Annotated in this window: 10 protein-coding genes; 8 read left to right on the forward strand and 2 right to left on the reverse strand. The window is 50.5% G+C overall.

The features are described from left to right. Positions 1 to 224 precede the first annotated feature (224 nt). From AT746_RS07870 to AT746_RS07905, 8 genes are all read left to right on the forward strand, one after another. Entirely contained in the window at positions 225 to 2,690 is a 2,466-nt protein-coding gene (locus AT746_RS07870; RefSeq protein ID WP_062478760.1) for a TonB-dependent receptor, read from the forward strand. Positions 2,691 to 2,759: 69 nt separating this feature from the next. Further along, positions 2,760 to 4,115, forward strand: coding sequence for a hypothetical protein (locus AT746_RS07875; RefSeq protein WP_062478763.1), 1,356 nt, complete (start codon positions 2,760 to 2,762; stop codon positions 4,113 to 4,115). 188 nt (positions 4,116 to 4,303) lie between these two features. Next, positions 4,304 to 5,506: a chromate efflux transporter gene (gene chrA / locus AT746_RS07880; protein ID WP_062478767.1), complete on the forward strand. Its 1,203-nt coding sequence runs from the start codon at positions 4,304 to 4,306 to the stop codon at positions 5,504 to 5,506. A gap of 147 nt (positions 5,507 to 5,653) precedes the next feature. Next, complete coding sequence (locus AT746_RS07885; protein WP_062478770.1) at positions 5,654 to 7,549, forward strand: PhoX family protein; 1,896 nt, start codon at positions 5,654 to 5,656, stop codon at positions 7,547 to 7,549. Between the two features lie 11 nt (positions 7,550 to 7,560). Beyond that, entirely contained in the window at positions 7,561 to 8,559 is a 999-nt protein-coding gene (locus tag AT746_RS07890; RefSeq protein WP_062478773.1) for a CobW family GTP-binding protein, read from the forward strand. A gap of 263 nt (positions 8,560 to 8,822) precedes the next feature. Beyond that, complete coding sequence (gene cspE, locus AT746_RS07895) at positions 8,823 to 9,032, forward strand: cold-shock protein (RefSeq protein ID WP_062478776.1); 210 nt, start codon at positions 8,823 to 8,825, stop codon at positions 9,030 to 9,032. Between the two features lie 644 nt (positions 9,033 to 9,676). Then, positions 9,677 to 10,354 (forward strand): ABC transporter ATP-binding protein, encoded by a 678-nt coding sequence (locus tag AT746_RS07900; protein ID WP_062478779.1) that lies wholly within the window; start codon positions 9,677 to 9,679, stop codon positions 10,352 to 10,354. Continuing rightward, a complete protein-coding gene (locus AT746_RS07905; RefSeq protein WP_062478782.1) occupies positions 10,348 to 11,703 on the forward strand; it encodes an ABC transporter permease in 1,356 nt (451 codons plus the stop codon). The genes AT746_RS07900 and AT746_RS07905 overlap by 7 nt, the downstream gene beginning before the upstream one ends. A gap of 15 nt (positions 11,704 to 11,718) precedes the next feature. Here AT746_RS07905 and AT746_RS07910 read toward each other — a convergent pair whose 3' ends face one another. Both AT746_RS07910 and AT746_RS07915 read right to left on the reverse strand, forming a co-directional pair. Then, the gene (locus AT746_RS07910; protein ID WP_062478785.1) at positions 11,719 to 12,108 is read right to left on the reverse strand and encodes a hypothetical protein; all 390 of its coding nucleotides are present in this window, start codon (positions 12,106 to 12,108) and stop codon (positions 11,719 to 11,721) included. Positions 12,109 to 12,132: 24 nt separating this feature from the next. Continuing rightward, entirely contained in the window at positions 12,133 to 12,342 is a 210-nt protein-coding gene (locus tag AT746_RS07915; RefSeq protein WP_062484082.1) for a DUF3820 family protein, read from the reverse strand. Position 12,343 lies beyond the last annotated feature (1 nt).

A 12,343-nucleotide genomic window follows, 5' to 3' on the forward strand; every position in this document is an offset into this window, starting at 1 on the left:
TCCTAAGACTCTCCCGGAATTTTAGCGTTGGCAGGCTGCTGTTGCCTGTCGGCATTTTTACGCTGTTTGTCCTGTTTCCGATAAAAGAGTTGAATTCCGTAATTGTTATAATATAACATATTGGAAGTTGAGCGGCGATAAAATGGCTTTATACTTATTTTTGCCAATGCTGGCTAAGTCGTCCGCCTTGTTTTGGTTATGATATAACATTGTTCGGGAGTAAGATGAAAAAACTAACAACACTGGCTGCTACTATCGGAGCCTTGCTTTCTCCTCTCGCCGCAGCCCAGTCTCTGGAAGGTCGTATCACAGATTCTGACGGCGTGCCTGTGGCAGGTGCCAGGATCCAAATTATGGGTACCAATCAGACCCAGACATCTGATCAGCAGGGCAGGTTTCAGTTTGATAAGGTCCGGGCCGGGACACTGGAATTACATCTGTCAGCCCGGCGTTTTTCGCATCTGAATCAGGACGTTCAGGTTCCCGAAGAAGGTCTTAAAGATCTTAAGCTGACCATGCTTAATACCAGTATTGAAGTGGTGGATGTCACCGCCACACCTTTTCATTCCTCGGCACTGGAATCCTCTATTCCGGTCAGTGTGCTGGCAGGCGACTCCTTGCGGATGCGCCAGGCCTCTACCTTAGGCGATACCCTTAAAAACGAAGTGGGGGTGCATAGTAGTTTCTACGCTTCTGTTGCCAGCAGCCCAATCATCCGCGGGCTTGACGGTCCCAGAGTGATGATTACACAAAATGGCCTGGACGCTGGTGATGCGTCCCGGGTAGGGCCTGATCATCTGGTGTCGTCCGAGACCAGTACCGCTACCCAGATTGAAGTGCTGCGAGGCCCCTCTACCTTATTTTATGGCAGCGGTGCCATAGGCGGCGTGGTGAATGTGGTGGACAACCGTGTTCCCAAAGACACCGTTACGCGTGGAGAAGCGACCCTGGAGCGGGATTCGGTAAATAGTCAGAAACTGGCATCGGCTTCCTTAAACAGCGGCAGCGGAAATCTTGGTCTGTATCTGGATGGATTCTGGCGCGAGAGTGATGACTACCGTATCCCTGGCCATGCAGAAACAGAGTCAGAGCACGACGATCATGCTCATGAAGAGGACGAAGAAGGTTATGGCCGGGTAGAAAATACGGCATCAGAATCTCAGGGCTTTACCTTAGGTGGCAGTTATTTATTAGACAATGGCTTTGTTGGTTTCTCCTATGGTCGTATGGATCGCGAATATGGCATTCCCGGTCATGCACATGGTGATGAAGAGGAGCATGACCATGATGAGGAGGCTGAGGGCGAAGAAACCGTTTATGCCGATATGCAGCAGGACAGATTTCAGCTTTTAAGTGAACTGAGTTTTGATCATGCTTTTATCAGCGGTGTTAATACCAAATTTGCCTATACCGATTATGAGCATGCAGAAATTGAAAATGGTGAAATCGGCACCTTGTTTAAAAACAACAGCAAAGAAGCCCGGGTCGAGCTCTTACACCAGCATTATCATGATTGGCGTGGTGGCCTGAGTTTGCATTACAAACAGAGTGACTTTGAAGCGCAGGGGGATGAGGCGTTTGCGCCGCCTTCAGATACCGAAATGCTGGCATTAGCCTGGATGGAGGAAAAGCATTTCGGTGATGTGCTGGTGCAATTGGGTGCCCGTATTGAGAGAGTTGAAATTAATGCAGATCAGGTGCGCTTGCCAGCATCTGCGGTGCATGGTGATGAAGAGCATGCAGATGAACATGGAGATGAAGATGAGCACGGAGATGAGCTGACACGGGTGTTCACTGCTAAACATGAATTCGAACCCTACAGCCTGTCTGCAGGTCTGGTGTGGGATTTTCACCCCGGATATAACCTTGGGGTATCTTTGTCACGTTCTCAACGGGCTCCTTCTGCGGCAGAACTGTTGTCTTTCGGACCTCATATCGGTACCAACAGTTTTGAAGTGGGAGCCATTTTCGGACTGTTTGAAGATGAAGATGGTGAACCTTATCTTGATGTAACCGATAAGCAGGTTGATCTGGAATCTTCTACAAACCTGGACATCAGTTTACGAAAAATCAGCGGCGATTTTGGCTTTATTCTGAATGCCTTTTATAACCAGGCTGATGACTTTTACTATCAGCGTGCTACCGGGTTGTTTGCCGGAGACGGGCATGACCACGGTGAAGATGAGCATGGTCATGAAGAGGAAGAACATGGGGCTGAAGAGGAGCTACATGCTGATGAACTACCGGTATTTATCTTCGCACAGGAAGATGTGATTCTGCATGGTTTTGAGGCCCAGCTAAGCTGGCAGATTAATGCGCCGTTCAAACTGGTGGTACAGGGTGATTATATCCGTGCCAGATTAAAGCAGGGTGGCGATTTACCAAGGACACCGCCCCTTCGTCTTGGTGCCAACCTTAAATATGAACAGGATCAGATTAGCGCTGATATTGGCCTGACCCGCTACTTTAAACAGGACAAGATAGCCGAACTGGAAACGGAGACTGCCGGTTATACCCTGCTCGATGCCAGTGTCACCTATCACCTGCCGCTGAACGGCAATGAGCTGGCGTTTTATCTTAAAGGTAGCAACCTGACCGATGAAGAGGCCAGGGTACACACCTCTTTCTTAAAAGATATCGCACCTTTACCGGGTCGTTCTCTGGCTGTCGGCGTGCGCGGTTATTTCTGATTTAGTTCAGGCAGAGAGTGCAATGCTCTCTGCGTCAAAATATTCAGTCGAAAATATAAGGGAATAAGAATGATGCAATCCAAAGTGAGTTTATTGGCCCTGATGGTATCTGCCGCACTACTGGGTGGCTGTGGTGATGCTACCACCACAATTGTGGAAAAAGAGCCAATTGTTGAAGACGACCATGATGATGATGATCACGACCATGGTGACGCAGAGGGCAATGCTGGTCGCCTGGTCGTCAGTGCAAAAGATGCCAATCAGGTTAGTGTTTTTGATTTAAATGATAACGATTTGTTGGCTGACTTTACTACCATCAATCCGGTTAGCGCCTTGCACGCCACTTCCGGTTCCAGATACGCTATGCTGGTGCAGCGCAACCAGGATCTGGTGGAGTTCATCGATGGTGGACTATGGCAGGAAGAACATGGTGATCACTTCGATACCTTTGAACAAGACCCTGCCATGGCAGAGTTTTCGCTTAATGACAGCCGACCCACTCATATTACTCATGGTGAAGGGCAAACGGCGGTATTTTTTGACGGTAACGCAGATGCAGGTATTCCTGCCGCAGTTGCTGTCTTTGGTGAGCACACTGTCGAGGAAAATGGGGAATTTTCGTTACTGCACTACAACGTCAATATGCACGGTGCTGCTCAGGCCCGTGGTGAGTACCTGATCTCCACGGTGCGTGATGCCGACAGTGACAGTTCGTTGCCTGATAAGATTGCGCTTTTCCATCAGCACGATGATCACTTCGATATGGAACAGGTGTTTGATGTCAGTTGCCCGGGCTTACACGGTAGCGCACAGAACCATGATTTTATAAGTTTTGCCTGTACAGACGGTGTGGTAGTGATTGAACAGGACGGTAATAACTTTGCTGCCAGCAAAATTGCTAATACCGGGGACTTTGCCGAAGGCATGCGCGTCGGTAGCCTGATTGGCCATCATGATAACGGGACCTTTATCGGCATCGCCGGTACGGCGTTGTTCTCAATTGATCCTGAACATGGCGAAATAACCAGTATTGACTGGCAGAATGAAGACAGCGCCCGCCCTGTAGGCTATGGCTTTGTCGAACATGGTGAAGGCTTTGTGGTGCTGGATGACAGCGGTCATCTGACCATCCTTGAGCATCATGATCATGAGCACGAAGGTGAGGAAGAAGAAGAGTCTTCCTGGGAATTCGGCGCCAAAGTGCATGTCAGTGAGGAAGCAGAAGAGATGCCTGAGGGCAGTAGCTTTTCAATGACGATATCTCATGCACAAGATGTAGTGTATATCTCCGATCCCATTGCCGGCCATGTCGTTAATGTGGATCTTGACAGTGCAGAAATCAGCGGTGAGCTGGAACTGGATTTTACCCCGGATAAGCTCCTCTGGTTGGGGATTGGTGCAGAAGAAGATGGGCACGATCACTGATGCTGTTTTACGTTGAATAATAAAAGGTGGCGCAGGTCACCTTTTTTGTGAGCTACGTCCATGTAGCTCACCCGCTCCGCGGGCCAGCTGAAGCTGTCCTGAAATTCTCCCGGAATTTTAGTGATTGGCTGCGGTGAATCCTTTAGTCTGTTTTGTTAACTATATCCGGATATATAGCGGTATTTGAGATGGCTTCAGAGAAAATTCCCAGACTTGGTTTTTTTACCCTATTAGGCATATTTTTACGCCTGGGGTTAACCAGCTTTGGTGGCCCGGTGGCACACCTGGGGTATTTCCGGCACGAATTTGTCGAAAAGCGTAAATGGCTGAGTGAACAGGCTTATGCTGAGCTGGTGGCGGTGTGTCAGTTTATGCCAGGACCGGCCAGCAGTCAGGTGGGGATTGGTCTGGGTTTGCAATGGGGCGGCATCCGCGGTGCTCTGGCATCCTGGCTGGGCTTTACCTTGCCATCTGCTGTTATCATGCTGCTATTTGCGCTGTATTCCGGCGAAATAACGCAATATTTTGGCAGTGACTGGCTGCATGGCCTGAAAGTGGTGGCCGTGGCCGTCGTCGCGCAGGCCCTTTGGGGAATGGGGCGAAGTTTATGCCCTGATCTGCCCCGTATCAGTATTGGCGTGCTATCCGCAGTGGTGTTGTTGATGTTGCCGGGTGTGGGAGCTCAGATAGCGTTAATCGTTGCCGGTGGTCTGGCGGGGTGGTGGCTGCTGAGCAGTTCTGAGCATCATCCACAGCATGATGCAATGACAGTACCGCTGAGCAAACGAACCGGTGGTTTACTGTTGTTGGTTTTCGTCGTGCTGTTGACTTTATTGCCGCTGCTGGCAACCAGCACCGGCAATCCGTTACTGGAACTGTTTGATCGTTTTTATCGTGCCGGGGCGCTGGTGTTTGGTGGGGGGCATGTGGTGCTGCCCCTGTTACAGGCCGAAGTCGTGCCAATGGGATTGGTCAGCAATGACACCTTCCTGGCCGGATATGGTGCAGCGCAGGCTGTGCCCGGGCCGCTGTTTACCTTTGCCGCGTTTCTAGGGGGGGCTGCGCAGGGGCCGGTTTCCGGGGGTGTCGGCGCTTCGGTGGCGCTGATAGCGATATTTTTGCCGGCCTTTTTGCTGGTAATGGGGGCGCTACCTTTCTGGTCATCACTACGGCGTTTTCCTGCCGTGCAGCAGGCGCTGAAGGGGATTAATGCCGCTGTAGTGGGGATTCTGCTGGCGGCTTTCTATCAGCCAGTCTGGCAAAGCGGAATCCTTACTGCCCTGGATTTTTCTCTGGTATTGCTGGCTTTTGCCATGTTGATGTTCTGGAAGATTCCGCCTTACCTGGTGGTGCTGTTTTGTGCCGTGGCAGCGGGCATGGGCTGGCACTGACAGAGATTAGTCCGGAACAAGCACCTGATCTTGAGTCTGACAACAGGTCATATGGGCTGAGCAAACTTTCTCCTGTTAAAGGTTTTGTCATTATTTTGTGAAACACTTTTACGCAAACTTTTCAGATAATTAAATCAGAGACAATTGATGCCTGAACAAAAACCGAAACAAAACCGTGCGCCAGCTTTTGCCCATATCCTCGCCGCCCGTCTGTCCCGCCGCCACGCGCTCAAGGGACTGGGACTGGGTGGCAGTGCGATAATGCTGGCCGGTTGTGGTGTGCCTGCCCCGGCTGCCAAACAAGCTGCTGAGTCAGTGGCTGAGCAGGGCACGTTGAGTTTTACCGAGCTGGCACATGGTCTGGACAAGCATCTGGCGGTGGCACAAGGGTATCAGGCTCAGGTACTGGTGCGTTGGGGGGATCCGCTGTTCAGTGGTGCACCAGAGTTTGATCCTTCGCAACAAAGTGCTGAACGGCAGATGCAGCAATTTGGTTATAACAATGACTTTGTTGGTTTTGTGTCTCTGCCGCTGGGTTCAGATAACTCTGACCATGGTTTGCTGGTGGTCAATCATGAGTATACGCGACCCAGCATGATGTATCCCGGTTCACCTGAGCGGAATCAGTTGGATAAGGATATGGCGCTAAATGACATGATGGCCCATGGCCTCAGTGTGGTGGAAATTGAAAAGCGTCCTGACGGCCAGTGGCAGCTTATTCTGGACTCAGAATACAACCGCCGTATTACCCCTCAAACGGAAATGCAGATGACCGGCCCGGCGGCCGGCAACTCCCGGCTTATTACCGCCGACAGCGCCGATGGGGTCCGTACACTGGGAACCTATGGTAACTGTGCCGGTGGTGTCACGCCCTGGGGCACTATCCTGACCGGTGAAGAAAATGTGGATTTCTTCTTTGGCGGTGATTTTAAAGACTCAGGTGAGCAGGAAAACTACCAACGCTTTGGTATGACTGAAAAACATCGTGGCAGCTGGTCAAGGCACTTTAATCGCTGGGACATGAGTCAGACCCCGGCCGAACCTTTGCATGTGGGCTGGATAGTGGAAATCGACCCCTTTGATCCACAATCTGTGCCGAAAAAGCGGACCGTACTGGGGCGCTATAAACATGAAGGGGCTAACGTGTTTATCAATACCGATGGCCATGTAGTGGCTTACAGCGGCGATGATGAGCAGTTTGAATACCTGTATAAGTTTGTCAGCAAGAATATCTATCAGCCCGACAATCGCATGGCTAATCTGCAGTTGCTGGATGAGGGAACATTATACTGTGCCCGCTTCAGTGATGATGGCACTATGCAATGGCTGCCACTGATATTTGGACAAGGCCCTCTGAGCGAAGAAAATGGTTTCAGCAGTCAGGGCGATGTACTACTGGATTGTCGCAGGGCCGCCGATTTACTGGGCGCTACGCCGATGGACAGGCCCGAAGATGTGGAAGTGAATCCGGTCAACGGTAAGGTCTATGTAATGCTGACTAACAACAGCCGTCGCAGCGAAGAGCAGCGTGATGGTCCTAACCCGAGAGCGAAAAATCGCGCGGGTCAGATCCTTGAACTCAGTCCGGTTGATGGCGATCACAGCAAAGAACATTTCACCTGGGAGATGTTGCTGATCGCAGGCCCTAAGGATGAGCAGGGCACCCGGTATCATCCGGATATCAGCGAAAATGGCTGGCTGGCGAATCCGGACAACTGTACTTTTGATAAACTGGGTAACCTTTGGATTGCCACCGACGGTGCCGAGCAATATCAAATGGCTGACGGGGTCTGGGCCTGCGAGGTGGAAGGGGAGCGACGGGCGCTGACCAAGCGGTTTTTACGTACGCCGGTTGGTGCAGAACTGTGCGGGCCGTTTTTCACCCCCGACTCTGAAAACTTTTTTTGTGCGGTTCAGCATCCCGGTGACAAGAGCAGCTTTGAGCAGCCCTCCACCCGCTGGCCGGATTTTGACCCCGACATGCCGCCAAGGCCTTCTGTGGTGGTGATCACCAAAACCGGTGGCGGACGGGTAGGAAGCTAAGAGTATGATTAATGCAGATTATTAAGCGGGCCGTTGCCACCAATATCATCACCGGCTTTCTTGGCGTGGGTAAGTCTACCGCCATAAGACATTTGTTGAACAACAAACCGGAGGGTGAAATCTGGGCGGTGCTGGTGAATGAATTTGGTGAGGTTGGCATTGACGGCAATATGCTCAGACAAAATGGTGATAACAAGCAGTTGTATATCAAAGAAGTGCCGGGGGGATGCATGTGTTGCACCTCCGGCCTGCCGATGCAAATAGCGCTGAATTTATTGCTGGCGCAAAGCAAGCCCGATCGACTGTTAATTGAACCCACAGGCCTGGGTCACCCCCTTGAGGTCCTGCAAAACTTAAGTGCAGAGCATTATCGCGGCATTCTTGATCTGCGTCAGACTCTGACACTGGTTGATGCCCGTAAAGCCAAAGATAAGCGCTACCGTGAACATCCGATTTTTCGTCAGCAAATTCAGGTAGCAGACAGATTGATTGCCAATAAGTCGGATCTTTATCAGCCTGATGATCCTGATTCACTAAAAGCATTGGCATTGGAACTGGGGTATCAGGGGGAGATTACTTCTGTCACTCAGGGACAGTTGGATCCTAACTGGTTGCAGGGTAAGGCCGGATTCGGGCAGTCGCTGATAAATGCAGAAAGGGACCGGACAGAAGAGGGTGCTGAAGCGCTGGAGGCCCTCAGTGCACCAGATGCGGGTTTTATTCGTCGCCAGGCCCGTGCCGATGGATTTTATAGCTGTGGCTGGGTATTCGCGCCCTCTGCGTGCTTTAATTTTACCGCATTGATGTCGTTGCTTTTAGGGCTGGATATGCAGCGTGTTAAGGCCATTATGCGCACGGAAAAGGGCTGGTTTGTGTTTAATCAGGTTGACGGTGTTCTCAGTACCAGTGAGCTGACGGAAGGCATGGACAGCCGCCTGGAGTGCATCAGCGACAGTGAAACTGAATTTGACTCACTGGAACAGGCCTTGCAACAGGTGCAAATACGCTGATAAATCGCTAAGTAATTCGTTTAATTGTTATTTAAAGCTGTACAAAGGGGGAAAAGCTGTTATTGTAGATCCCGGCCTGCAGCGTCAGACCCGTTATTTACAACATAGTTATGCTTTAAGATCTATTGCTACATTTACCTCAAACGTTTTTGTCATTAAGTCTTTGCGTGTTGCCCAAATAATTAATCAGATTCGCAGGCATTATTACTCATCACATTATGTGTTGAGCGTTAGTTATATATATATGTTTTTTGGAGACTTAAATGTCAAAAACAACTGGTACCGTTAAGTGGTTTAACGAAGATAAAGGTTTTGGTTTCATTACACCTGCAGACAGCAGCAAGGACGTGTTTGTACACTTCCGCGCAATCTCTGGTGACGGATTCAAAACACTGGTAGAAGGCCAATCTGTTTCTTTTGAAGTAGAACAAGGTCAAAAAGGTCCTCAGGCCGTTAACGTAGTTCCCCAGTAAATTCTGACAGGCTTGTTTACAGGCCAAATGACGAATTCTTTAAAAGCCGCTGATTTCAGCGGCTTTTTTGTTAACTACATCCATGTAGTTAACCTGCTGCGCAGGCCAGCTAAAGCTGTCCTAATGCGCTCCTGGCGCTTTAGTGTTCGTCTCATCCCTGAGACTCACCCGCTTCGCGGGCTAGCTAAAGCTGTCCTAAAACGCTCCCGCAATGTAGGTCGGGTTTTGACAGTAAAGGTCTACGAAAACACTCCTCAAAAGCCATTTTCACCACAGAGCCACAGAGATCACAGAGCGTGGAAAGGGTATTAACATCTCTGCGCCTTTGCGCCTCAGCGAGATCACAAGAAAAAATGTAGGTCGGGATTTATCCCGACAGGAAAAAACCTGATCACCCGAAAGGCACGAAAAACACGAAAAATGTCAAAGCGGTTAACCATTCAAATCTCTGTGCCTCTCTGTGCCCTCTGAGCCTGCGTGGTTAATCATGTCTTTCGTAAAGGTCACTGGATGCCCGCTAACGGCACTCGGGCATGACCGGGCGTCTTTCTCGCACCGGTGTACTAAATAAGTGTGCTCCGCTTTGCTGACACCTATTCGAGTAAAGGTTATATTATAACAAAATCAATTCAGGGCGAGGTGTGATGGAGCCGGTAATTCAGCTTGATAAGGTAAAATTTGCCTGGCAGGACAAGGCGGTACTGAATATTGAACACTGGCAGGTGGAAAAAGGCCAGAAGGTGTTTTTGTACGGGCCATCAGGCAGTGGCAAGTCTACTTTGCTGAATCTGCTTTGTGGTATTCTGACGCCTCAGCAGGGCAGTATCAGCGTTCTCACACAAGAACTGACCCGTCTCAAAGCCGGTGCCCGTGATCGCTTCCGGGCCCGGCATATCGGGGTGATTTTCCAACAGTTTAATTTACTGCCTTATATGACAGTACGGCAGAATATTATGCTGGCAGCCTGGTTTGGCCGGGCTGAGTCTGCCGAATCCGGGCATCTGCAGCAGATCACTGGCCAGTTACAACTAAGCAATGAGCTGCTGGAACGCAAAGCCGGTGAGCTTAGTGTCGGGCAGCAGCAGCGGGTGGCCGTGGCCAGAGCGCTGCTGAATCATCCTGAGATTATTATCGCCGATGAACCTACCTCGGCGTTGGATTCAGAGTTACGGGATCAGTTTGTGGATTTGCTGCTTCAATGCTGCGAAAAAAATCAGGCCACCGTGGTGTTTGTCAGCCACGACAAGACTCTGGCTGGGCACTTCGATCAACAACAAAATTTGTCTGAACTGAACAATATCAGTGAGGAGATCTTATGTTGATTCGCCTTGCCAGAGCCAGTTTATGGAGCCGCAAGCTGACGGTGTTGCTGACAGTGGTCTCTATTGCCGTCAGTACCTTTATTATTCTGGGAGTGGATCATCTGAAAAATGAGATGCGATCCAGTTTCAGCCGCACGGTTTCGGGGGTGGATCTGATTGTAGGTGCCAGAACCGGCCCCACCAATCTGTTATTGTACTCGGTGTTTCGTATTGGCAATCCAACCAACAATATCTCCTGGCAGAGTTATCAGAAACTCAGCCAGTCGCAGGAAGTAGCCTGGGCGGTGCCGTTATCTCTGGGAGATTCCCATAAAGGTTACAGGGTACTGGGTACCACTGCGGCTTACTTTGAGCATTTTAAGTATGGCCAGTCACAGCCACTGAAGCTAAAGGATGGTCAGGTATTTGAAGGGGCGCTAGAGGCGGTTGTGGGTGCCGAGGTGGCAGCAAAACTGGGGTATAAGGTTGGTAGTGAACTGGTGATTTCCCATGGTACCGGAGAGGTCAGCTTTACCCATCATGATGCCCATCCGTTTAAGGTGACAGGTATACTGGCACCGACCGGTACGCCTGTAGATCAGACGGTGCATGTGTCGTTAAGTTCGATTGAAGCGATACATGAAACACCTCAGCGAACGGCTTTATCCCGTCCACAAAAATCCTTCCAAAGCCAGCAGGAACATAAGCACGATCTTTCATCTGCTGACACCTATCATCAGCACCCGAAAGAGGAAAGTGGAAGCCATCAGCATAGTGACAACCAAAGCGAGCACAGGGTTGATGATAATCTAATTCCTGATTCGGTCAGCGCCATGTTGGTGGGGCTTAAGTCCCGTATCGGCGTGCTGACTTTTCAGAGAAAGGTTAATCAGTATCAGGATGAAGCCTTGCTGGGTATTATTCCCGGCGTGGCGCTGTCAGAGCTTTGGCAGATGATGGGCATGGCTGAACGGGCACTGGCGCTGATTGCCTTACTGGTGTTGGTGGCCAGTATGCTGGGTATGACGACCATGTTACTGGCATCTATGCGTGAGCGGGAGAGAGAAATTGCGGTATTGCGGGCTATCGGTGCTCATGCCAGTTTTGTGGTGCTGATTATAGAGATGGAAGCCATATTGATTGCACTGGCAGGGGCGGTGCTGGGCTACGTGCTGTTAGCCACAGCGCTGGCGGGGCTGGGAAGTTGGATCACCGCTGAGTACGGGCTGTTTATCAGTGCTTTACCTTTGTCAGCATCCACTTTAGGTTATCTGGCGCTGATTGTTGCGCTGGCCGCTGTGCTGGCTTTATTTCCCGCCTGGCTTTCTTATCGCGGTGCCCTTGCCAGAGGGTTAAGCGTCAGGATGTAGGATGATTGGTCAGCTCTAATTTAATAGCTGGTCGATACTGAGGATCCCGCAGGCCTGCTCAAACAGGGCCTGTTGGCGTTCCTGTTCTGTGAGAATGCCGGTTAAGGGAGTATTGCGTCTGAGCTTTCGCATACGGGGGCTGTCCTCGAGCAGCGTACGGTACATCAATTGTGGATCCTGCTGCAGTTGCTCCAAAGCACAATACCAGGTCAGGTAGGCACCATGGCGAAGGCGCCCGCTTTCCCTGCGCTGCTCCAGGGTATCCAGAACCTGTGTAATCAGTGACGGCTGCTTACAGAGTTTATCCAGCATAGCTTTATGCAGAATGAGTATCTGACGATCAATATTTTTATCTTTAATGCCGCTCTTTTTAATCTGATACGGACGTTGTGATTTGGATCTCATTAGCCCTGTATTAATTTTCTGAAGTTATCGTAATAAAGGCCGGAGCATAGCCTCCAGGCCATTGACCTTAATTTCATGGATCAGCGCCAGTTGCTGACCGAGTTTTCCTTCGGGGAAGCCCTGTCCGGCAAACCAGACCAGATAGGGTTCGGGCAGTTCCAGCAGTCGGCGACCGGCATATTTGCCAAAGGGCATAGTCTGGTTAACTGCCTCGATCAGTGCCTGTTTATCCATC

Origin of the sequence: Lacimicrobium alkaliphilum, assembly GCF_001466725.1 — a bacterium.
Lineage (GTDB): Bacteria > Pseudomonadota > Gammaproteobacteria > Enterobacterales > Alteromonadaceae > Lacimicrobium > Lacimicrobium alkaliphilum_B.